Source organism: Paenibacillus hemerocallicola, from assembly GCF_006265175.1.
Taxonomy (GTDB): Bacteria; Bacillota; Bacilli; order Paenibacillales; family NBRC-103111; genus Paenibacillus_AB; species Paenibacillus_AB hemerocallicola.
The window spans coordinates 42,504-65,792 of the sequence record NZ_VDCQ01000026.1 but is presented as its reverse complement, the minus strand read 5'-3'; the positions used below and the strand labels follow the sequence as shown (position 1 = coordinate 65,792).

Sequence of the window (23,289 nt, the reverse complement as noted above, 5' to 3'; positions counted from 1 at the left end):
CCGTTTATCGACGGATGACACGGCGCAGCATAGTAGCAAATTCTGCGCGCGTAGTAGGCGAATCCGGCCGAAACGTGTCGTCGTCATACCCGGTAATCCAGCCCTCCGCATTCATTTGCTTCAATATCGGCAGCGCCCAATAGTCGGAATCGATATCCGCAAACGGGATGTCACCGCGCAATTTGCCGCCTACTCCGATCGCCTTGGCGAATAGAACCGCCATCTCGACCCGGGTCAAGGAACCGTCCGGATTAAACCGCCCGTCCGGATATCCTTGCACGATACCGGCTTGTATCGCTTTCGTTACGTTTTCGAATGCCCAGTGGCTGGGAGGGACGTCGGGAAAAGCGACATCTTTCTTTTTCGTATATCCGAAAGCCTTCACTATCAAAGTAACGGCTTCGGAGCGCGTGATGGTTCGATCCGGATAAAACCTGTATGTGCCGTATCCTTCTACGATGTTCATCCCCGCCAAATCGGCTATCTCATCCTGCGCCCAATGTCCGGCAATATCTACGTAGTCTCCGATCAGAACGTCCGTGTGGATGAGCAGCTTATACATCCGGTCAGGGACGGCCTCATTGGTGCCAAGACGGATATAATAGGTACCCGGATCCAACGGAACGGACATTTCGATCCGCTCGGCACCCGCCGCATTCGTCTGCTTCGCGATCGGACCGAGTCCGCTGTTCTGCAAAGCGACGCTGATGTCGACGTTGCCCGGTATGTCTCTCAGTGACAGCTGGACAAGATTGCGTTCTGTCATTGTAAACTTGTAATAGTCCACGTCCGCCGACCGGTCGAACACTCCCTCGTAAATCGTATCGGGACTGATCACCGTCGCTTGATAGGACCTGTCGTTCGGTTCGTTGGGATCGATAAATCGGGGCTCGTATCGGATTTCCAACGCATATTCGCCTATAGCCGGACTTGGAATCGTTTTTCCTACTTGATAGTAGTAAGTACCCGGAAATACTTCGAATGAATACAACTCCATATCCCCGTCGTCATTGTCGTCCACCGTAATCGCGCGTTCGCCTTTCTTTTGCACCGTCAAAACGGGATCGATCCGTTTCGTATCGGGCGTAACCTTGACCGTCACGACTCCCGACTGCTCGAATGTCATGGCATACCAATCTTCGTCACCCTCGTGATCGAACGTTCCGACAACGGTCTGACTGCGCGGGGGCAGCTTGTATGCTTTGTACTGCCGATCGTTATCCTCGAACGGATCCCGATATATGGAGAACGAGCTGGACAGTTGATACTTCCAAGCCGTCGGCTCCATGCCGTCTTCAAATTGAAGCGCGATCTGGTTGGCTCCTTTGGCGACCTTGAGCTCGAGCGTCGTTCCAGGGGTAAACGGATATGCGAATACGCCCGGTCCTCCGGCATGCGTCAGCTTCACCGCAGAGGGAGCCGCCCAATCCGACCTTAGCTGCAAGCTCAATGTTCCGTCGTAGGGAACATCGATTTGAAACCAGTCCACATCCGCTCCGCCTGTCAATTCAGCGGAAATCATTCGTCCGATCGAGTATGGCTTCGCGTCGGCCCTACGATCGTTCGGTTCGTACATATCCGTTTTATACAGCTCGTTCAAAGCTCGATCGACTCGCAGCAGCCCATAGCCCGTATACTCGTCCCATCCCGGCTGGGCGATATCGTCGGCCGTCTGGCGCAGCAAATTCCGCACCTCGTGCGCTTTCATGTCGGGGTACTTGGCCCACACCATCGCTGCCGCCGCGGCCACCTGCGGGGCCGCCATCGATGTACCGTCACGGTACTCGTACTTTCCCCCGACGGCTGTCGTGAATACCGACCAAGGAGCTACCAAATCGAGCTCGGGACCGTAATTCGCCCGTTCCTCGACCGTATTGTCCTCTCTGATCCCTCCGACTGCCAGCACGGTCGGATAAGCGGCAGGGTAACGGATAATTCGCCCTTCGTCGTTGCCGGTCGCGGCAATGAGCAGCACGTTTTGATCCTCCGCATATTGGACTATTTCTTGCAAATAGGAGTCATTGCGCAGCAGCCCTACGGACAGCACAACGATTTTCGCTCCATGTTCGACCGCATATCGGATTCCCGCGCCAAGCTTGTCTTCGTCTCCCCGGCCGCTCGGCTCCAATGCCTTGATCGGCATAATTCCCGCCTTCCAAAGCATCCCGGCGATCCCTTTATTATTGTTGCCGATCGCGGCGATCACGCCGGCTACATTGGTGCCGTGCCCGTTATCGTCTCTGGGCGGCAGATTCGGCTGAACGAGATTGACCCCCGGAACGAGATTTCCTTTCAGATCCGGGTGATCGAGATCCACACCGGTATCGACTACCGCGATGACAATCGACTCATTCCGATCGATTTGACTCCAAGCTTCAATCGTGCGGGTTTGCGACAAGTAAGATTGCTTTTCGAGAAACGGATCGTTAGCCGCAGCGGAAATGCTTATTTCCTTGTTTGGAACGATATATTGCACTTGCGGAGAATGCTGCCAGCGAGACAGCCATTCTACGGTACCGTTTCCGTCCGTCGGACGAGCGACGACCGTATGGGACTGATCGTATTCGCGCTCAATGACGCTCGAAGCCATAAATTCCGGATCGGGCTCGTTTCTCCACTTCACAATCCAAGTCGCGCTCCCCTTCTGAGGAACGGTAATCGTCCGACTATCCGAATCCGCGCCCTTCGCGGCAGCGGAATTATGCCAAATCTCTATGTCCAGCGCAGCCAACATCATCGTGATCAGTAGTATCCACGCATACCGCTTTCGTTGGTTTTGCATCGCAGATCCTCTTTAGTTTGTGTCATATCTTTATATACCCGAACTTATAGATTTCGTCACACTTTCCATCATTCCTTTCCATTTTAACAAAATCGGGCCCAAAGGCCCACCGACGATTGTTGGAACTTTTCGCCACAACGAAAAGAAGCCTTATCCGTGACCGGATAGGCTTCCTGAAGCAGTAGCGACTGCTTGGACTAGTGAATGAACAAATCGTTGGGTACGCTGAAAATCGTTTCGATAAACCGGAGCACCACATGCGGGAAAAACCCGGTCAAAAGCGTAGCGCCTACGCATATCCAAATAGTGATTTGCCCTGTCACGGACCGCCTTATACCTTTATCTTCCGAGTCCGAGCGCAGAAACATTTGGCGGATAATGCCGAAGTAGTAGTAGAACGAGATAACGCTCGTGCCGATCATGACGGCGGCAAGCCAATATTTATGCATTTGCAGCGTTCCCAGCATAATATACAGCTTTCCGAAAAATCCGCCGGTAACCGGCAGCCCCGCCAAGGAAAGCAGAAGAATCACCATCGCGACGGCCGTGACCGGAGCCCGGTAATACAATCCGGCAAAAGCGGAAATATCTTCGCTTCGCGCCGATTCGCTCACCAGCATAAAGACGGCGATTGCGCCTATATTCATGAACACATAGGCAATCAGGTAAAAATACAGCTCCGAGAAATTCGAGAAATGCACCATGCCGAAATGCGTACTGATCGGGACGAGCAAATAACCGGCATTGGCAATCCCCGAATAAGCAAGCAGCCGTTTCATGTTTTTTTGACGCAGCGCGACGAAATTGCCCACAATCATGGCCGCGGCCGCAAGCACGGCCGTTGCGGTCAGGAAATCCGCATGGATGCTCGTTTGCAGCAGCCCGCCAAGCGCGAATACGCTGTACAATACCCGGAACGTAAGGGCAAAGCCTGCCGCCTTGGATACGACGGCCAAGTAAGCCGTTACCGGCGAAGGAGCCCCCTGGTACACATCGGGCGCCCACATGTGGAACGGCGCAGCCGCGATTTTGAACCCGAACCCGGCCAGCAGCAAGAAGAAGGCTACGTAGATCAATGGCTCGAACGAAGCGTAGTTTTGTCCCAGCGCTTGATTGATCGTTGCCAAATTCGTCGAACCGGACATCCCGTACAAAAACGACATTCCGTACAGAATGACTGCCGAGGAAATCCCGCCCGTTACGACATATTTGAACGCCCCTTCGTTCGAGGCGTATTGTTTCTTGCGCATGCCGACCAGCACGTACGATGTAATGCTCAGCAGCTCCAGACCGACGAACAACGTAATCAGGTCGCCGGAGGAGGCCATGACCATAGCGCCGATCGTGGCCGGAAGAAATAAGTAAAAGAATTCGCCCTTGTGGGGAATATCGTCCTCTTTCACATTGCCGATGCTCATGAAGAGAATTAACGCCGTTCCCGTCAGGAAAAGCAGCTTGAACAAATTCGCGAAATCGTCTATTCGCCAACTGCCGCCTAGCAAGGTTATCGGCTCCATCGGCTGAACCGCACCCGCAGGGTTCAGCAATGAAATATCCCCGATAACAAATGCTGCGGACATGGCTACTCCGAGAAGCGCCAACCATCCCAGCACGTTACGGCTAAACGAGCGCGGGAAGAGCAGGTCGAGCAGCGACAAGATGACCGCTGTAATGACCAAGGAGAGCTCTGGCGCCAGATGGACGATATCTCCCGCCGTCAAACGTTGAAGTTGATCCATTGGCCTACCCTCCCATCTTCCCGATGTTGTTGATCCACTGTCCGATGCCGCTGACGGTCTGCTGCATCGGCTCGCTGAGTACCGCCGGATATACTCCGATCAACACGATGAACGCGGCCAGCGTGATCATCGGGACGGCCTCGATCAGTCTGGCATCCCGAATATCCTTGAACGAGTCCGGCATCGGCCCGTAACTCACCTTGAGAACCCCGCGCAGCACATAGACAGCGGTGAAAATAATGCCCAGCGCGCCTATTACGGTTACTACCGGCATACTGTCGAACAAGCCGAGAAACGCAAGGAATTCGCTTATAAATCCGGACAGAAGCGGCATTCCGAGCGATGCCATCCCCGCCAGCATCAGAAAGCCGCACAGAAACGGAAGCGAAGTAGCGAGGCCGCCCAATTTGCGCATTTCCGTCGTCTCCGTCCGCTCGTACAAGCTTCCGACGAGCAGAAACATTAGCGCCGAGATCAAGCCGTGGGAAACAAGCTGGAAAATCGCGCCCTTCAGTCCGATATCATTAAACGCGGCCAGTCCGATCAGCACGATTCCCATATGGCTTATACTCGAATAGGCCAGTACGAGCTTGAAATCCGTTTGCCGGAAAGCCAGAACCGCACCGTACAAAATGTTGACGACACCCAGTATCGCAAGCGCCAGCGCAGCAGCCTTCGCCTGCTCGGGGAAGAGCATGATGCCGAAGCTCAACAATCCGTACGCTCCCATTTTGAGCAGGACGCCGGAGTGGATCATGACAACCGACGGATGCGCTTCCGTATGCACTTTGAGCATCCACGTATGGAACGGGAATATCGGCAGTTTGATGCCGAAGGCGATCAGCAGCATAATGAACAGCGACCATTTCATCGCTCCGCTCATATAAAACGGATTCTCCGGAAATACGTCCGGACCCGCGTGCACGAATGCGGCCGTATCTTGGAACAAGTTCTTCGTAATCACTTCCAGGCTTCCGCTATAGAAAAAGGAAGTGGCGTCTCCGACCGTCTGTGTCGTAAAGCCAGCCGTATTTACAATAATAAAGAACGCGAGGAGCATAATCGCCGAGCCGATTCCGTTGTAGATCAAAAACTTGTTGGCCGCCTTCTCCCTCTCGATATATCCCCAAATCCCTATAAGGAAAAACATCGGAATGAGCGTAAGCTCGAAGAACAGGAAGAACAGGAACAAATCCCGTGCCATGAATACGCCGAACATGCCGATCTCGAGCAGCAGGAACCAGATGTAGAACGCCTTCCACCGCTTTTTGATATGAACGGACGCCAGCGCGGCCATGGCCGTTACGAGCGCCGTAAGAAAGACTAACGGCAAAGACAAGCCGTCGATCGCCATCGTATAGTTGAACTCATAATAAAATTCCTTCACGTCTTTGATTTCGCTGACTTCTTTATTCAGCGGAACCTTAATCCAGTTCACGTCTTCCTTGTACTGCATGTCCGCGGTATCGTGCTGGAAATTCGCATACAGCAGCGCCGCAAGAACAAGCGGAATCAGCGTCGCGATAATGGCCGTCGTCTTTAATGCACGACCTTTATGCTTGGGGATAAACAACAGCGCTGCAATACCGAGCAACGGCGAGAAGGCAATTGTCGAAAGAATAGGCCAACTACCAAACATTCCATAACCTCCTTCCGACAAACACCAGAGTAAGCGCCACAAGGCCAAGCAGCATAACTAGACCGTAAGTTTGAACTTGCCCGTTCTGCACGCGTGAGCCGACTTTGCCTAATCCGATCACGGCAGATGCGCACAATCGTACGGCACCGTCTACAACGTATCGGTCGAACAGCATCAGCACGGATCCCAATGCTTTCAAAGGCTTGACGATGATAACGCCATACAGCTCATCCATATAATACTTCCGATTCACAAGTTGATACAGCCAAGGAGCGCCGCCCGTGACGATTGTCCGGGACACGCTGTTTTTGACATACATCAAATATCCGAGACCGATTCCGAGCAGACCCACTACCGTAGAGAGCACCATGACCAGTGCCGCATTGTGTTCTTCAGCCGCATGCCCGGTAAGCCACTCGCCGAACCAGCCGTTAAAAGGCGTCATGACAAATCCCGAGACGACCGCCAGAACCGCCAATACGATAAGCGGTACGGTCATGACAGCCGGTGACTCGTGCGCGTGCTTATGGTGCTCGCCTCTCGGCTTGCCCGTAAACACGAGGAAGAACAAACGGGACATGTAAAACGCCGTGAAGAAAGCGGCGATCAAGCCTACCGCGAACAAAACCCAATGACCGCCGGCATAGGCTTCGGCCAATATCGCATCCTTCGACCAAAAGCCCGAGAACGGAGGAATTCCCGACAAGGCCAGCGCCCCGATCCCGAACGTCCATGTGGTGATTTTCATTTTGGCGGACAAGCCGCCCATCTCATGAATGTTTTGCGTATGTACCGCATGAATCACGCTGCCTGCCGCGAGGAACAGCAGCGCTTTGAAGAAAGCATGGGTAAACAAATGGAACATTCCGGCCGACACGGTTGCGCTGACGCCGAGCGCCATCATCATATAGCCGAGCTGGCTGACCGTCGAGTAAGCGAGGATCCGTTTTATATCGTTTTGGGCGATACCGATCGTAGCCGCGAAAATAGCGGTGAATCCGCCCACGTAAGCGACCGTATCGAGCGCGGCAGGCGACGCTTGAAAAATATCGAACGTGCGCGCCACCAAGTACACTCCCGCCGCGACCATCGTTGCCGCATGGATCAAGGCGCTGATCGGAGTCGGACCTTCCATCGCGTCCGGCAACCAGGTATGCAGCGGAAACTGACCCGATTTCCCGACCGCTCCCACGAAAATAAGCAGGGCGATCAGCGTCGCCGTACCGCCTGATATTTTGCCTTCGGCGAAAGCATTATGAATGCTTGTAAAATCGAGCGCATGGCCCGGCATATGCCAGAACAGCAGCAGGATCGCCAGAAACAAGCCGACGTCCCCGATCCGCGTAATAATAAACGCCTTTTTCGCTGCCGCCTTCGCTTCCGGCTTGAAGTACCAGAAGCCGATCAGCAGAAACGAGCCGAGGCCTACCAATTCCCAAAATATGTACAGCTGCAAAATGTTCTCCGCCATGACTACGCCCAGCATGGCGAACGTAAACAGCGAAACGTAGCTGTAGAAGACCGAAATCCGTTCATCCCCGTGCATATACCCTTTGGAATACAAATTGACCAGAAAACTGACCAACGACACGATGATGAGCATCAATGCGTTCAAGTTATTGATTTCGTATCCCATCGAAAGCGAGTAATCGCCAAGCTTGATCCATTCCAGACTGTTCCACGTGAAATCTTCCGCGCCTTTTCCGAGGCGCTCGACGAACACTAGCACCGACACAATGAACGATGCGAGCGTTGCGAGAATGCCCACATACGCCCCTGCGCCTTTCCACCCGCGCCCTGCGGCGATCAGAACGAGGAACGCGAGCAGCGGAAACAGTGGAACGAGCCATGCGATTTGTGCGTACGATTCCATCTTTTTTCCTCCCGTTACTTCCTCAATTCGTTCATATCGTCCACATTCGATGTCCCTTTATTTCGGTACAGCGCGATGAGGATCGCGATGCCGATCGCCACCTCCGCCGCAGCCACCGCCATGTTGAACAGCGAGAAGAGTTGGCCTTGCAGCGACGGGTTGACTCCAAACTTGGAGAAGGCGACCAAATTCAAGTTGGCCGCATTCAGCATCAGCTCGATGGACAGCAGGACGATCACCGCGTTCTTTTTGGTAAGCGCGCCGTACAGACCGACGCAAAACAAAATCGCTCCGAGCGTCAAGTAAGGCAGAATCGTATTGCTCATCCTATTCTTCCTCCCTTTTCGCCAGCACGATAGCTCCGATAAACGCTACAGTAAGCAGGATCGACATCAACTCGAACGGAATGACCTGCTCGGTGAATAACAGCTTGCCGATTTCGAGCGTGTTGTCCTCGGGCGATTTGAACTCCCCTTGCGGAAACGTCGCTTTTTGAAAAGCGTAGAACAGAATGCCGAACAGTCCCAATATTCCGATCCACAAGAGCGTGCCGTGCAGCGTACGCTTCGTTTCCTGTTCTTCGCCGCCCTGGTGGCGGGTCATCATAATTCCGAATATCATCAGAATGGAGATGCCGCCGGCATAAATCAACACTTGAGCCATGGCCAGAAACTCCGCCTCCAGTAGGACGTACAGGCCGGCCAAGCTTAAGAACGTAACGGCAACCGACACGACCATCGAGACGACCTTCGTGAAACTGATCATGAAGATCGCACCGCCGATGGCCAGCAAGGCGAACAGGAAAAACATCAGATTGGCACCGCTGGAGAAAAAGTCCGCGATATTAGCCAGCATCTTTTTTGGCTCCTCCCTTGGGCGCCGCCAAGTTGTTTTCCTTGCGGATGTTCGTGTTGTTCTCGTTGAGCCACTCCAGGTTTTTGAACAAATCGTCCCGGCTGTAGGTACTAAGCTCGAAATTGTTCGTCATGACGATCGCTTCCGTCGGACATACTTCCGTACAAAAATCGCACAGGATGCAAATTTCGAAATTGATATCGTACGTGTCGATGACGAGCTTCATTTTGCTTTCCGGATCGGGATTCTTTTTCCCGGTCAACGTGATGCAGTCGGTCGGACATATTTTGGCGCATTGATTGCATACGATGCATTTCTCCGGATCGAAATGCTGGATTCCGCGGAAGCGGTCCGGCAGCTTGAGCGGCACGTCGGGGTAGGCGTAAGTAACCTTTTTTTGCATCATCGTTTTGAACGTTAGCCCGAGTCCTTTGACAATCCCTTTCATATCGCATTCCCTCCGATCCTACCCTGGTAGTGTTAGCGCAATATTTCCTTTACGATAGCCGTCAGGAAAATGTTGACGAGAGCGAGCGGCAGCAGCACTTTCCAGCCGATGCCCATCAGCTGGTCTACGCGTACGCGTGGAAGCGTGGCGCGCAGCCAGAACATAAAGAAGACGCAAAGCGACAGCTTGATCAGAAACCAGAGAATACCCGGTATGAAATCCAGGAACGGAAACGGCGCATGCCAGCCGCCCAGGAACAAAATCGTGGTCAAGGATGCAATAGCGAACGTGTATACGTATTCGGACAACATGAAGAAGGCGAACCGGAAACCGCTGTATTCGACGTGGTACCCCGCGACCAGCTCCGACTCCGCTTCCGGCAAGTCGAACGGCGTCCGATTCAATTCGGATACGGCGGCAATGACGAATACGACGAAACCGATAATTTGCGGAATGAAGTTCCATTCCCAGAACCAGTTGCCCTGCGCCTCCACAATTTTACGCAAATTCAAGCTTCCGGTCATCAAAATGACGCCTACCATCGACATGACAAGCGGGATTTCATAACTGATCATCTGCGCGGCGGAGCGCATGCCGCCCAGCAATGAATATTTGTTGTTGGATGCCCAGCCGCCAAGCACGATTCCGATTGTGGATATACTCGACAAGGCCGCATAGTAAAGCAGTCCGACATTCAAATCGGCAAACTGCCATGTCTTCGTAAATGGAAAGGTGGCAAGTACGGCAAATGCCGGTACGAAGGTAAGAGCCGGCGCGAGAATAAACAGCTCCCGATCGGCCTTCTTCGGAATCGTATCCTCTTTGATCAGCAGCTTCAGTACGTCGGCCACCGTCTGCAGCAAGCCGAACGGTCCCGTCCGGGTCGGCCCGTGGCGGAATTGCATCCATCCGAGCACTTTCCGCTCGAAATAAATCGCGTACGTTACATAGCCGAGTATAAGCAGCAGAAACAGCACCGCGAAGGCGAACATGATGCCGAAATTGGCCCAGGTCAGCTGTTCATGCAATAGATCGAGCATCAGCAGTCCACCTCCCCGAGTACGATATCAATGCCTCCCAATATCGTGATCATGTTCGCCATCGGCTGCCCGACCAGCAGCTTGGGCAAAATTTGCAGATTGACGAACGACGGGCGGCGGAACTTCAGCCGGTACGGCTTGTCTTTGCCTTTGGACACGATGTGACAGCCGATCTCTCCGCGCGGCGATTCGATGCGGACATACGCTTCGCCCTCAGGCGGGCGGACGACTCTCGGCGCCTTGCCCATAATTTCGCCTTCGGCAGGGAACTGCTCTACCGCCTGCTCCAAAATGCGCAGCGATTGGCGAAGCTCCTCGAGACGTACCAAATAACGGTCATAGCAGTCGCCGTTTTGGCCGACCGGCACGTCGAAATCGAAACGGTCGTAAATCCCGTATGGCTTATCTTTCCGCAAGTCCCATTTGACCCCGGTACAGCGCAGATTGGCTCCGCTCAATCCGAAATCGATTGCTTCCTGAGCCGTATATTTGCCGATCCCTTTAATACGGGCAAGGAAAATTTCGTTGCCGCTCACGAGATCGTCATATACCTTCAATTGCTCGCGCATATGCGGGACAAAGTCGCGGACCTTTTGGATCCAGCCTTCAGGGGCATCCCATTTGACTCCGCCAACCCGCATATAATTGTACGTAAGCCTTGCTCCGCACAATTCGTTGAACAGGTCGATAATGATTTCCCTGTCTTTAAAAGCGAACAGGAACGGGCTAATCGCGCCGATATCTAGCAAATAAGTCCCCCACCAGACAAGATGGCTGGCAACCCGCTGCAATTCCATCACGATCAGACGCAAATATTGAGCCCGCTCGGGAATTTCCAGCTGCATCATCGTCTCGACGGCATGACACAGCACATAGTTATTCGTCATGGCGGACACGTAGTCCATCCGGTCCGTATAAGGAATGATTTGCGTGTAGCTTAAATCCTCCGCAAGCTTCTCCGTCCCCCGGTGCAAATAGCCGATTACGGGCTGAGCTTCCGTGATGACTTCTCCGTCGAGCTTGACGATGACGCGGAATACGCCATGCGTACTAGGATGCTGAGGTCCGACGTTAAGCAGTAATTCTTCGGTCCGAATCAAAGGTCACACCTCCGGATCAATCGGTTCGTAGTCTTTGCGCAACGGGTGACCGACCCAGTCGTCCGGCATCATGATTCGTCGCAAATCCGGGTGACCCGGATATTCGATGCCAAGCAGATCGAACGATTCCCGTTCATTCCAATTGGCCGTCGACCAAACGGGGGTCACGGAAGGGATCGATGGCGCTTCCCGGTTCGTTTTTACTTTAAAGCAATAATCATGCTTAGTCTGGAGCGAGCCGACGTAATACACCGTCTCCATGTATGACTCATAATCGACACCGCTCAAGTTGCTTAAATAGTTCAGCTGCAGCTCTTCGTTATTTTTTACGAATTGGGCTACCGCTTCCCAATGTTCGTTTTCTATCGTCAAGGTCGGCAGATGGCGGTCCCTTTCATTTATAACCGCTTCCGTTACGGCATTGTCCGCGACATGCTCTTTGATCAATTGCACGATACGGTCCAGCCTCGGCTGATTCGGCGACGGTTCCTTCGGCCCGGCATCCGCAGCCTCTCCTTCGATTTTCTTCGCACGCGCAGCCGCTCTCGCCGCACGGGCGTCGGCTGCCGCATCGCCTTCCGCTTTCGGTGCGCGGGCTGCCCGCGCTTCCGCCGCATTCCCGTCGGCGGTTTCTCCCTCCGCTTGCTGCGCCCGCGCAGCCGCTCTTGCCGCGCGCGCTTCCGCTGCGGCTTTTATTTTTGCTTCCCGTTCTTCATCGGCGGGATTCTTTGCTCCATCTGAAGAGTCTTCTGGCGTCGGGGCGGCATCCGCTTTCTTTGCATCGCCCTGTTCGGCGGAAAGGGCTTCCCCTTCCGGGTCGACTTGCTTTTTAATATTATCGGTCTCGCCAGAGGTGGGATTGGTTGCGCTTTCTTGTTTGCGATTATTTTCGTTTTCCTCGCTCATGAGTTGGTCACCCTCTTCCCGGTCTTGGCCTCATAGCGAATTTTCTCCTGCAGCTTGTTAATTCCGTATATGAGCGCGGCCGGATTAGGCGGACATCCGGGAATATATATATCGACCGGTACGATCTGGTCCACGCCTTTTACGACCGCATACGATTTGATATAAGGTCCGCCTGCGGTAGCGCAAGAACCCATGGCGACTACCCATTTCGGCTCGGGCATTTGCTCGTACAAGCGTCGCAGCAGCGGTGCCATCTTTTTCGTAACGGTTCCGGCCACGATCATGACATCGGACTGTCGCGGCGACGTACGGAATATGACGCCAAAACGGTCGAAGTCATAGTGTGCTCCGCCGGTACCCATCATCTCGATCGCGCAACAGGCCAGCCCGAACGTTAACGGCCACAACGAGCTGCTGCGTGCCCATGCTTTGACTTGATCCAGTGATGTCGTAAATACGTTCCGTTCCAGTTCTTGTCTCTCTTCCGGCGAGATCGTCTCTAGATTGAGCTCCATTGCAGCACCTTCTTCTTCCAGGCGTAAAGTAACCCCACCACCAGCAGGGCGACGAAAATCAGCATTTCAATCAAGGCGAACAGTCCCAAGAAATCATACGCGACGGCCCATGGATACAAGAAAACGGTCTCTACGTCAAAGATAACGAACATCAAGGCGAACAAATAGTACCTGATGTTAAAGCGGACATGGCTCTCGCCCACCGGCTCGTTACCGCTTTCATATGTCGTTTGCTTCTCCTCCGTCGGTTTGTTAGGACGAAGAAATCTTCCTAACGTCAAAGCGACTATCGGCAACATAATGCCCAGCGCAATAAAGATGGCTACAAGCACATAATTGTTGCTGTACAACGCCATTCCAACGCCTCCCGCCTTTTCATGGAATTATGACTTTTTCAAATAAAACCTTAAATTTTTTCTAATATTGCCCACACAATTATATCAAAAACAGGTATTGCAGTCTATCCAAGAAGCTCGCCCACGATTCTGCGCTATACTTCATGCATGACCAAAGTACATGGTAACAAATGCAAACATTCGCGTCTATGACATTAATCCGTCTCAAATACCTATTTATCGACAATGTCTTTCCCCGGCCAACTACTAGTATTGCGTTTTAATTCCTTTTTCATTCCTAGATCCGACAAAACAAAAAAAGCAAAGGAACCAACTCCTCTGCTTGATCGTTTTACTTCTTCAGTACGGTCTCCAAGCGGCTCATCGCGCGCTGCAGCGAAAGCTCGGCCCGACGGAAATCGATCTCGTCCTTTTTGGCCGCATTCATACGTTTCTCGGCACGCTCTTTAGAGGCGCGAGCACGATCTACGTTGATGTCTCCAGGAAGCTCGGCCGATTCGGCCAGTATAACGACCTTATCTTTGCGCACTTCCATAAATCCGCCGTTTACTGCGATGTATTCCGTCTCCTTGCCTTTTTTGATCAAGACAGGAGCGATTCTGAGAGGTGTCACGAGCGGAATGTGATTTGGTAAAATCCCTAGTTCCCCGGAGACGCCTTTCACGACGATCATATCTACATCCTGAGCGTATACTTTCCGCTCGGGCGTAACAACTTCCAATAGAAAAGTACTCACGCAAATACCTCCTGAGAGCTTTCAAGCCCGAAAGCTTCATCGTATGCCAATGCTGATGCCATAGAAAGAGAGGCATCAGCACGACACGGTCAAACGGCTTATTGCATCGTTTTCGCTTTTTCGACAGCTTCTTCGATGGTGCCTACGAACAGGAACGCGGCTTCAGGAAGATCGTCATGTTTTCCTTCCAATATTTCCTTGAAGCTGCGGACGGTATCCTTAACCGGCACGTATTGGCCCGGGAAGCCGTTGAATTGCTCGGCAACGTGGAACGCTTGGGACAAGAAGCGTTGGATTTTGCGCGCGCGCAATACGATAACTTTATCGTCATCGGACAACTCATCCATCCCAAGAATCGCGATAATATCTTGAAGCTCTTTGTAGCGCTGAAGAATTTTCTTTACGCCCTGAGCAACGTTGTAATGCTCTTCGCCGACAATATCCGGAGCCAAAATCCGCGAACTGGAAGCAAGCGGGTCAACCGCGGGGTAAATCCCCATCTCGGAAATTTTACGCTCCAAGTTGGTCGTGGCGTCCAAGTGGGCAAAAGTCGTTGCCGGAGCCGGGTCGGTGTAATCGTCCGCCGGTACATAGATCGCTTGGATCGACGTAACGGAACCTTTTTTCGTGGACGTAATCCGTTCCTGCAGTTGACCCATTTCGGTAGCCAGGGTCGGTTGGTATCCTACCGCAGAAGGCATACGGCCGAGAAGGGCCGAAACCTCGGAACCTGCCTGGGTAAAGCGGAAAATGTTGTCAACGAACAGAAGAACGTCTTTGCCTTCGTTATCGCGGAAATATTCGGCCATCGTCAATCCGGCCAAAGCAACGCGCAAACGCGCCCCAGGCGGTTCATTCATTTGTCCGAATACCATTGCGGTTTTGGAAATAACGCCAGAATCTTTCATCTCGTGATACAAGTCGTTGCCTTCGCGCGTTCTTTCGCCGACGCCCGCAAATACGGAAATACCGCCATGCTCTTGCGCGATATTGTTGATCAATTCTTGGATCAAAACCGTTTTACCAACGCCTGCGCCGCCGAACAGACCGATCTTACCGCCCTTGGCATAAGGTGCGAGCAAGTCGACGACTTTAATGCCGGTTTCCAAAACCTCCGCTTGTACGGACAACTCATCAAATGCCGGTGCCAGTCGGTGAATAGGATCTTTTTGCGCGGCGTTAACTTCGCCAGCGTTGTCGATCGGATCGCCGAGCACGTTAAATACGCGCCCCAGCGTAGCGCTACCGACTGGAACGCTGATCGGAGTACCGGTGTCGACCGCTTCCGTGCCGCGCACCAATCCGTCCGTGGAAGACATCGCGACACAACGAGCCACGCTATCGCCCAAGTGAACCGCGACTTCAACTGTCAGGTTGATTTCCGGATCGTTGGAGTTTTGCGGTTTTGTTTGAATTTTGACCGCATTCAAAATATCAGGAAGGTGACCTTTTTCGAACTCAATGTCGACGACAGGTCCCATTACCTGCAAAACGCGTCCTTTGTTCATTTTTTTCCCTCCTAAGAAGCTTTCGTAAGAAGAGCTTCACATCGTAAGCATCAGTCGCTAAGATTTTTCGCAAGAAAAATCTCTCATCGCAAGCAGTGGCTAGGCATTTCTTTGATAAAAACTTCACAATGGCACATCACCGAGTTCCCTTCGACTGGAAACTCGCGTTTCGCCCATGCATTGTATTGATTTCAGATCCGCTTGTTACCCTTGCGCATTCGCGCCGGCGACGATCTCAGTTATTTCCTGGGTAATCGATGCTTGACGGGCGCGATTGTACATAAGCGAGTAGCGCGCGATCATTTCCGTCGCGTTACGCGTTGCATTACCCATTGCCGTCATTTTCGCACCGAACTCGCTCGCCTTGGCTTCGAGCAGCGCGCTGAAAATAAGCGTCTCCGCATATTTAGGCAACAGTACGTCGAGCACTTCTTCAGACGACGGTTCATACTCGTAGTCAGCCGCTTGTCCGCCGTCCGCCATATCGAGCGGCAGCAAACGGTTCAGAACCGGCTCTTGCGATATAGCGTTGTGGAATTTGTTGTATACGAGGAATAACTCGTCGTACTTGCCTTCCACATAGTTGTTTACTGCAAGAGATGCGAGTTCCTTGATGTCGGCAAACTTAGGCGAATCGGCCAAGCCGGTTACTTCCCCGATGACCGGAATGTCGCGCTTCTTCAGGAAGTCGCGCCCTTTCCGTCCGACGACGAACACTACGTATTCATCTTTGGATTTATGCTTTTCGCGAATCGTTTGCATCAATTTGCGAAGCAGGTTGGAGTTGTAGCCGCCTGCGAGTCCGCGGTCGGAAGTGATAACCAAGTAGCCGGTCTTTTGGATCGGGCGCGATACGAGAATCGGGTTTTTCGACCCTTTCGTTCCGGCCGCGATGCTGGAGACAACTTCTTTGATTTTTTCCGCATACGGACGAGCCGCTTGGGCTGCTTCTTGCGATCTTCTCAATTTCGAGGCAGCTACCATTTCCATTGCTTTGGTAATCTGCTTCATATTTTGAGTACTTTTGACTTGTCTTTTAATCTCGCGCATTCCTTTTGCCATGCTTTCACCACCTCAAAGCTTTTGCAGAGCAAAAGCTAACTTCGTAAGCATAACCCTGAATCGTTCTATTAACGCGCTTGTGCGGCCTTATGAGGCCGCCCAAGCGGTAGTCGTCTTATTGCTCCGATACGGCAAAGCCCTTTTTGAACTTCTCGATCGCTTCAACGAGCACCTTCTCGTTGTCTGCAGTCAAGTCTTTCGACTCACGGATATTGGCATACACTTGACCATAGTTGGCATCTACGTAAGCCAAGAACTCGCGGTCAAAGCGAAGTACGTCTTGAACCGGAATTTCGTCAAGGAATCCTTTAACCGCTGTGTAGATCGACACGACTTGCTTCTCGACCGGCATCGGTTGATTGTTACCTTGCTTCAATATTTCCAATGTACGTTGTCCACGGTTCAAGCGAGCCAAGGTGCTCTTGTCCAAGTCGGAACCGAACTGCGCGAACGCGGCCAGCTCCCGGTATTGGGCAAGATCGAGCTTCAAGGAGGAAGCGACTTTTTTCATCGCTTTGATTTGCGCGGAGCCGCCGACACGGGATACGGAAATACCGACATTGATAGCCGGACGCTGACCCGAGTTGAACAGGTCGGACTCCAAGAAGATTTGACCGTCCGTGATCGAGATCACGTTCGTAGGAATATAGGCAGAAACGTCGCTCGCTTGGGTTTCGATGAACGGTAAAGCCGTCAGTGAACCGCCGCCGAGTGCGTCGCTAAGCTTAGCAGCGCGCTCGAGCAAACGGGAATGCAAGTAGAATACGTCGCCCGGATAAGCTTCGCGGCCCGGAGGACGACGGAGCAGCAAGGACAGCTCGCGGTATGCGGCAGCTTGTTTGGTCAAGTCATCATAAATGATAAGCGCATGCTTGCCTTTGAACATGAAGTACTCGCCCATCGCAACGCCTGCGTATGGTGCCAAGAACAACAGAGGGGAAGGCTCGGAAGCGCCGGCCGTTACGACGATCGTATACTCGAGAGCGCCGCTGCGGCGAAGCGTTTCGACAACGTTCGCTACGGTCGATTGCTTTTGGCCGATGGCGACATAAATGCAAAGCACGCCATTGCCTTTTTGGTTGATGATCGTATCGATCGCGATCGACGTTTTACCCGTTTGACGGTCACCGATGATCAACTCGCGTTGTCCGCGGCCGATCGGAACCATCGCGTCGATAGCCTTGATACCCGTTTGCATCGGCTCGTGAACCGATTTCCGGTCGATAACGCCCGGAGCTTGCGATTCAACCGGACGGAATTCCGTAGTTTCGATCGGACCTTTGCCGTCTACCGGTTGTCCGAGCGGATTGACGACCCGGCCAAGAAGAGCTTCTCCTACCGGCACTTGCATGATGCGGCCGGTACGTTTGACTTGATCGCCTTCGCGGATGTCCGTATAGGGACCCATAATAACGATACCTACATTGTCTTCCTCGAGGTTGAGCGCCATACCTATAACGCCGTTCGAAAATTCGAGAAGCTCGCCGGCCATACAGTTTTGCAGACCGTGCGCACGTGCAATACCGTCACCGATGTAAATGACCGTACCGACATCGTACACTTGGATATCTGATTTATATTGCTCGATTTGCTGCTTGAGCAGTGTGCTGATTTCTTCAGGTCTGATACTCAACGAAACTCACCCCTAACATTGGCTTTAAGCTTGAACCAAAGATTTTTCGATTCTTTGCAGCTTTCCGGACAAACTTCCGTCGTATAGGCGGTCTCCGATCCGAATTTGCAGTCCGCCCAGCAGACTCGGGTCTACGAAGCTTTCGATACGGATTTTTTTGCCGGTAATTTGGCCGAACGCTGCAGAGATTTTGTCCGATTCCTCCGCAGTAAGCGGAAGCGGCGTATATACTTTCGCTTTGGCCTGCCCCAAAGCGTCATTCGCAACTTGGGAATATTGGGTGACGAGATCGCGAAGAATCGATTCTCTTCCCCGTTCTACGAGCAATTGAAGCGTATTTAACACTTCCTCGGACGCACTGGCTCCGAAAGCCTGCTTGAGCATGGTTCCTTTAACCGAAGCGCCGATATTCGGATGTTCGAGCAGCTTGACGTAATCCGGGTTCGCCTGAAGGGCATCGGCAATCGCTTGAAGCTCTTGCTCCACTTCGGCGATTTTGCCGCGTTCGCGGGCTACCTCGAACAACGCTTTCGCGTACCGTTTCGCTACGATCGTCTCCTTGCTCATACTTTGCCCCCTACCTCTTTCAGGTATTGGTCAATCAGCTCTTGCTGGGATTTCTCGTCCACTTGCTTTTCTACGATTTTGGAAGCGATCATAACCGACAGTGCGCTAACTTGACTGCGCAATGCGATAATCGCTTTGTTTTTCTCGCTCTCGATATCTTTCAAAGCGTCGTTTTTGATACGAACGGATTCGTCCTTGGCCTGTTGAATGATCTCATCCGCCTGACGGACGCTGGTCGTTCTAGCCTGTTCGATCAACTCGTACGCATCTTTGCGTGCGTCTTGAATGGCTTTCTTCTGGTCTTCCAGCAGCTTTGCCGCCTCCGAGCGGTTTTGTTCCGCCGACTTCATTTGATCCAGTACCTGTTCCCTGCGCTTTTCCATAATGGAAAAAAGCGGTCCGAACGCATACTTGCTCAACAGAACATACAAAACGACGAAAGCGACGATCGCGTATACAAACGACTCCCAATGCCATGCCATAACAGGTCACTCCCTTCTGAAAGCTGTATTCCGAATTGGTATTGAGTGGGTTGTCAAAACGAAGGCGCGGACGGCATAGGGCCTTCCCCGCCTAACCCAATCTATTACTTACGCGCCGAAGTACAGCAGGAAGCCCAATACTACGCCGATGATCGGAACAACCTCGACGATACCTACACCGATAAACATGGTCGTTTGCAACGTGCCTCTAAGCTCAGGTTGACGGGCGATGCCTTCTACCGTTTTGCTGACGATCAAACCGTTACCGATACCTGCGCCCAAAGCGCCCAATCCGATTGCTAATGCTGCTGCCAAAAAAGTCATTGTAAAATCCTCCTTAAAATGGTCCTGATTATAGTTTATTTGTCTTTCATTTATATCCCAACCCTTATTGTAAGGGGTCGAATACAGACATGTTGCATTAATGGTGCTCTTCGTGCACGGTCGATTCGGAAATGTAGACCATCGTCAGTATCGTGAACAGGAACGCCTGAATCGCGCCGACGAACAAACTGAATCCTTGCCATGCAAGCAATAGCGGAGTTCCCAATACGCCGGCCATCAAAATCGTGGCAATCAGCACCTCGCCCGCAAAAATATTCGCGAATAGACGAAGGGCAAGCGTGAGCGGCTTGGAGAATACTTTGATCAAGTTCAGCGGGAAGAAGAACCAGAAAGGCTCAAAGTAGTGTTTGAAGTAATGCTTCGTATTGTTCTTGATGCCCAGATAGTGGATCAGGAAAAATACAACTACGGCTAATCCGCTCGTTACGGACAAGTCGGCCGTAGGCGATTTCCACCAAGCGAATTCATGACCTTCGATTTTGTACCCGAACAGGGTCAATCCATGCTCGTGATGAGTCACGATCCCGAACGGTAGCCCGAGAAGGTTCGACACGAAAATGAACAAAATGATGGTCATGCCTAGCGAAACGTACTTCTTGGCTTTGTCGAGCGGCATGGTGCTGGCCGCCAAATTGTGAACGAATTCGACTACCCATTCCATGAAGTTCTGCAGCTTGGAAGGATTGTCCACCGACAAGTTGCGAGTGGCCCTAATGGCCAGCACCAGAACGATAATAAACGAAACGGTTATCGCCAGGAAGCTCGAAATGTCGATATTTAAAGATCCAATCTCTAACACGGGAAAATCATGCATCGGATGTTTTCACCCCTTTCCAGTAGTTTATAGCAATCATGAAGATTTCCTAAAAAAAGCTACCGCAGCGGTTACAAACAATGCCGCTTGTCCATAAAACAGCCCGATAATCGTGGTAACCAGTTCGACATGCTCGGATTTAAAAGCGAACATGACCGCCAATACGGCAAGCGAGGCCCGGGTCAGAAAGCCGAGGTTGAACCGCTTTCTCTCTCCCTGTGCTACGAGTTCTCCCAGCTGCCGCGTCTTCATGCCCAGATAGAGCACATTTGCATAGCTGACGAGCATGCCGAGAAGCAATCCGGAAATATACGGGCGATAAGACGGCAAAGCACCCCATAGAACCACACCGACTGCAAACAGAACCATGGAGCTTCTAGATATCGTTTTCAGAAAGCCTGCGAGATCGCTCATTTGGAATCCTTTACATAAAATCGAATTAACATGACCACGGTGAAAATCCCGACGAACAAACCGACCAGTGCTCCGATCGCGATATAAATGGGTTGATTGTCCATTCGGACGCTGACCCACTTGCCCCCGAAATAGCCCAGCACAATACAGACGGCCAAATCGGCACCGACGGCGCCGGCCATTCCCGCTGCTCTCCAAGGATTATTCTCGGATTTGCGTTTTTGCATACATGATCTCCTGTTAATCCTCAATTATTGTATCGAAGCATGATCTCGTTTGTCAATCGATATAATATCAAACATTGTGTGAACGCTGATTCGAAGAGTCCTTGTGCTTCAACGGCTCCCGGTATTTGCAAACCAGACACCGTACAGTAGCGCTGTCTGGTTTGCAAGCCGGTTTCGCAAGTTAAGCCCGGAACGTTTCCGGAGCGTCTTCTCGACGTCCGAATCGATGCAGGATGGCGTCGACGATTCTTTCCGAAGCGCGGCCGTCCCCATACGGATTTGCCGCCCTGCTCATCTTCTCGTAAGCGGAGGCGTCGCTCAGAAGCGTCCTGGCCCGGTCATAGATCAGCTGCTCGTCCGTTCCTACCAGCTCCAGCACGCCGGACTCTACTCCCTCCGGACGCTCTGTCGTATCCCTCAGCACGAGAGCCGGTACGCCGAATGAAGGCGCTTCTTCCTGAATGCCTCCGGAATCGGTCAAAATCAAATGCGTATGCGGGAAAAAATTGTACAAGTCCGTCACATCGAGCGGTTCGATAAGTCGGATGCGTTCATGACCGCCCAATATTTCATGGGCAGGCTCTTGCACAGCAGGGTTCAAGTGAACCGGATAGACGATGGCGATATCTTCGAATTCGTCGGCGATACGTTTGATGGCGCGGAATACGCGGCGGTGCGGTTCTCCGATCGATTCGCGGCGATGCGCCGTGACCAGAACGAGCCTCCGCCCTTTCGCCCAGTCGAGGACCGGATGCGAATACTCGTCCTTTACGAGATACTGCATGACGTCTGTAATCGTATTGCCGGTAATATAGATGGAAGAATCCGGCTTGTTCTCCCGGCGCAAATTGTCGGCCGACCAGTCCGTCGGGGCAAAATGCATATCGGCCAGTACGCCTGTCAACTGGCGGTTCATTTCCTCCGGATACGGGGACAGCTTATTCCAGGTGCGCAGCCCCGCTTCCACGTGACCGATCTGGATTTGCTGCAAAAACGCCGCATAGCTCGCCAGAAACGTAGTCAACGTGTCCCCGTGGACCAAAATAATGTCGGGCTTCGTCTCGCGGAAGACCGGCTCCAGCCCTTGCAGCACCCGAATGGTCACTTCGTTCAACGTTTGGCGGTCCTTCATGACGTCCAGATCGAAATCCGGCTTAATCTTGAAAATGTCCATTACGGAATCCAACATTTGGCGGTGCTGCGCGGTTACGCAAACAAGCGATTCGATCTGCTCCGTTCGCTTGTTCAATTCCAAGATCAGCGGAGCCATCTTAATCGCTTCAGGACGCGTGCCGAAAATGGTCATCACTCGTATACGGCTCATGGTCTATCTCCTTCTTTTAGAACAGTGAAATCATTACTTGGTGCCGAACAACCGGTCCCCCGCATCTCCGAGTCCAGGTACGATATAGCCGTGTTCGTTCAAATATTCGTCTACGGCCGCCACGTAAATGTCTACGTCCGGATGGGCTTCCTGTACGGCGCGGATGCCTTCGGGTGAGGCGATCAGGCACATCAGCTTGATTTGGCTGCAATCCCGTTTTTTCAGCACATCGATAGCGGCATTGGCCGAACCTCCGGTCGCGAGCATCGGATCGATTACGATCAGTTCTCTCTCCTGCACGTCCGTGGGGAGCTTCACGTAATACTCCACAGGCTGCAGCGTATCGGGGTCCCTGTATAAGCCGACGTGCCCCACCTTGGCGGCCGGGAGCAGCTTCAAGATGCCGTCCACCATTCCGAGCCCGGCACGCAGAATCGGAATCAAGCCAAGCATGCGGCCGGAAATAATTTGACATTCCGCCCGTTGCACCGGCGTTTCCACTTCGACGCGTTCGAGTGGAATTTCCCGCGTAATTTCGTAAGCCATGAGAGTGGCCACTTCGTCGACCAACTCCCGAAAATCTTTCGTTGTCGTGTTTTTATCCCGAATGTACGTAAGCTTGTGTTGGATCAACGGATGATCGCACACGAAAACCTTGCTCATAATCGATCCTCCCGGTTCACTTCCGTCAAGCTTCCATGACGAAAGCTCCTTGCGTATGGCGTAACGCCTTCTGAAGGCGAACCCTGTTTATTATATCATTGTCACATTCCCGTTGCACGAAAGAATTTGCCGGCAATTGCCGTCCAGTCGGACCGGCATGCGGCCGCTCTTGCAATACAGTAGAAAAACCGGTCCCTGTCTCTGAAACGGACAGGAAACCGGTGCTATTGGTTTTGCTTATTTTGCCAATTCGATTGCAAT

Annotated in this window: 24 protein-coding genes; all 24 read right to left on the bottom strand. The window is 52.4% G+C overall.

The genetic code is table 11. The features are described from left to right. Window positions 1–4: 4 nt before the first annotated feature. Window positions 5–2,782, bottom strand: coding sequence for a S8 family serine peptidase (locus FE784_RS18975; RefSeq protein ID WP_246132090.1), 2,778 nt, complete (start codon window positions 2,780–2,782; stop codon window positions 5–7). 197 nt (window positions 2,783–2,979) lie between these two features. Continuing rightward, window positions 2,980–4,521 carry an NADH-quinone oxidoreductase subunit N gene (locus FE784_RS18970; RefSeq protein ID WP_139603795.1) on the bottom strand — a complete coding sequence of 514 codons (1,542 nt, stop codon included), beginning with the start codon at window positions 4,519–4,521 and terminating at the stop codon, window positions 2,980–2,982. 4 nt (window positions 4,522–4,525) lie between these two features. Continuing rightward, window positions 4,526–6,160 carry a complex I subunit 4 family protein gene (locus tag FE784_RS18965; protein WP_139603794.1) on the bottom strand — a complete coding sequence of 545 codons (1,635 nt, stop codon included), beginning with the start codon at window positions 6,158–6,160 and terminating at the stop codon, window positions 4,526–4,528. Next, window positions 6,150–8,033, bottom strand: coding sequence for an NADH-quinone oxidoreductase subunit L (gene nuoL / locus FE784_RS18960; protein ID WP_139603793.1), 1,884 nt, complete (start codon window positions 8,031–8,033; stop codon window positions 6,150–6,152). Before nuoL ends, FE784_RS18965 begins: the two co-directional genes overlap by 11 nt. Window positions 8,034–8,047: 14 nt before the next feature. Further along, a complete protein-coding gene (gene nuoK / locus FE784_RS18955) occupies window positions 8,048–8,359 on the bottom strand; it encodes an NADH-quinone oxidoreductase subunit NuoK (protein ID WP_139603792.1) in 312 nt (103 codons plus the stop codon). Window position 8,360: 1 nt separating this feature from the next. Next, entirely contained in the window at window positions 8,361–8,888 is a 528-nt protein-coding gene (locus FE784_RS18950; protein WP_139603791.1) for an NADH-quinone oxidoreductase subunit J, read from the bottom strand. Beyond that, window positions 8,878–9,336 (bottom strand): NADH-quinone oxidoreductase subunit NuoI, encoded by a 459-nt coding sequence (nuoI, locus tag FE784_RS18945; protein WP_139603790.1) that lies wholly within the window; start codon window positions 9,334–9,336, stop codon window positions 8,878–8,880. The genes FE784_RS18950 and nuoI overlap by 11 nt, the downstream gene beginning before the upstream one ends. A 32-nt stretch (window positions 9,337–9,368) precedes the next feature. Further along, window positions 9,369–10,376, bottom strand: coding sequence for an NADH-quinone oxidoreductase subunit NuoH (gene nuoH / locus FE784_RS18940; protein WP_139603789.1), 1,008 nt, complete (start codon window positions 10,374–10,376; stop codon window positions 9,369–9,371). Then, window positions 10,376–11,476 carry an NADH-quinone oxidoreductase subunit D gene (locus tag FE784_RS18935; protein WP_139603788.1) on the bottom strand — a complete coding sequence of 367 codons (1,101 nt, stop codon included), beginning with the start codon at window positions 11,474–11,476 and terminating at the stop codon, window positions 10,376–10,378. Before FE784_RS18935 ends, nuoH begins: the two co-directional genes overlap by 1 nt. A gap of 3 nt (window positions 11,477–11,479) precedes the next feature. Beyond that, window positions 11,480–12,382, bottom strand: a complete 903-nt coding sequence (locus FE784_RS18930) for an NADH-quinone oxidoreductase subunit C (protein ID WP_139603787.1) — start codon at window positions 12,380–12,382, stop codon at window positions 11,480–11,482. Continuing rightward, the gene (locus tag FE784_RS18925; protein ID WP_139603786.1) at window positions 12,379–12,897 is read right to left on the bottom strand and encodes a NuoB/complex I 20 kDa subunit family protein; all 519 of its coding nucleotides are present in this window, start codon (window positions 12,895–12,897) and stop codon (window positions 12,379–12,381) included. The genes FE784_RS18930 and FE784_RS18925 overlap by 4 nt, the downstream gene beginning before the upstream one ends. Further along, the gene (locus FE784_RS18920; RefSeq protein WP_176706361.1) at window positions 12,882–13,253 is read right to left on the bottom strand and encodes an NADH-quinone oxidoreductase subunit A; all 372 of its coding nucleotides are present in this window, start codon (window positions 13,251–13,253) and stop codon (window positions 12,882–12,884) included. The genes FE784_RS18925 and FE784_RS18920 overlap by 16 nt, the downstream gene beginning before the upstream one ends. A 331-nt stretch (window positions 13,254–13,584) precedes the next feature. Continuing rightward, window positions 13,585–13,989: a F0F1 ATP synthase subunit epsilon gene (locus tag FE784_RS18915; RefSeq protein WP_139603785.1), complete on the bottom strand. Its 405-nt coding sequence runs from the start codon at window positions 13,987–13,989 to the stop codon at window positions 13,585–13,587. Between the two features lie 98 nt (window positions 13,990–14,087). Continuing rightward, window positions 14,088–15,497, bottom strand: coding sequence for a F0F1 ATP synthase subunit beta (gene atpD / locus FE784_RS18910; RefSeq protein ID WP_139603784.1), 1,410 nt, complete (start codon window positions 15,495–15,497; stop codon window positions 14,088–14,090). Between the two features lie 204 nt (window positions 15,498–15,701). After that, window positions 15,702–16,559, bottom strand: a complete 858-nt coding sequence (gene atpG, locus FE784_RS18905; RefSeq protein ID WP_139603783.1) for an ATP synthase F1 subunit gamma — start codon at window positions 16,557–16,559, stop codon at window positions 15,702–15,704. A 115-nt stretch (window positions 16,560–16,674) separates the two neighbouring features. Next, window positions 16,675–18,192 carry a F0F1 ATP synthase subunit alpha gene (gene atpA, locus FE784_RS18900; protein WP_139603782.1) on the bottom strand — a complete coding sequence of 506 codons (1,518 nt, stop codon included), beginning with the start codon at window positions 18,190–18,192 and terminating at the stop codon, window positions 16,675–16,677. A 24-nt stretch (window positions 18,193–18,216) separates the two neighbouring features. Beyond that, the gene (locus FE784_RS18895; RefSeq protein WP_139603781.1) at window positions 18,217–18,759 is read right to left on the bottom strand and encodes a F0F1 ATP synthase subunit delta; all 543 of its coding nucleotides are present in this window, start codon (window positions 18,757–18,759) and stop codon (window positions 18,217–18,219) included. Next, entirely contained in the window at window positions 18,756–19,241 is a 486-nt protein-coding gene (gene atpF / locus FE784_RS18890) for a F0F1 ATP synthase subunit B (RefSeq protein WP_139603780.1), read from the bottom strand. Before atpF ends, FE784_RS18895 begins: the two co-directional genes overlap by 4 nt. A gap of 108 nt (window positions 19,242–19,349) precedes the next feature. Further along, window positions 19,350–19,565 carry a F0F1 ATP synthase subunit C gene (atpE, locus tag FE784_RS18885; protein WP_139603779.1) on the bottom strand — a complete coding sequence of 72 codons (216 nt, stop codon included), beginning with the start codon at window positions 19,563–19,565 and terminating at the stop codon, window positions 19,350–19,352. A gap of 97 nt (window positions 19,566–19,662) precedes the next feature. Then, window positions 19,663–20,400, bottom strand: a complete 738-nt coding sequence (gene atpB / locus FE784_RS18880) for a F0F1 ATP synthase subunit A (RefSeq protein WP_139603778.1) — start codon at window positions 20,398–20,400, stop codon at window positions 19,663–19,665. Between the two features lie 36 nt (window positions 20,401–20,436). Further along, window positions 20,437–20,814, bottom strand: a complete 378-nt coding sequence (locus tag FE784_RS18875) for an ATP synthase subunit I (protein WP_139603777.1) — start codon at window positions 20,812–20,814, stop codon at window positions 20,437–20,439. Then, window positions 20,811–21,041: an AtpZ/AtpI family protein gene (locus tag FE784_RS18870; RefSeq protein WP_139603776.1), complete on the bottom strand. Its 231-nt coding sequence runs from the start codon at window positions 21,039–21,041 to the stop codon at window positions 20,811–20,813. Before FE784_RS18870 ends, FE784_RS18875 begins: the two co-directional genes overlap by 4 nt. Window positions 21,042–21,222: 181 nt before the next feature. Beyond that, window positions 21,223–22,365, bottom strand: coding sequence for a non-hydrolyzing UDP-N-acetylglucosamine 2-epimerase (wecB, locus tag FE784_RS18865; protein ID WP_139603775.1), 1,143 nt, complete (start codon window positions 22,363–22,365; stop codon window positions 21,223–21,225). A gap of 33 nt (window positions 22,366–22,398) precedes the next feature. Next, a complete protein-coding gene (upp, locus tag FE784_RS18860) occupies window positions 22,399–23,028 on the bottom strand; it encodes a uracil phosphoribosyltransferase (protein WP_139603774.1) in 630 nt (209 codons plus the stop codon). Window positions 23,029–23,289: the final 261 nt, after the last annotated feature.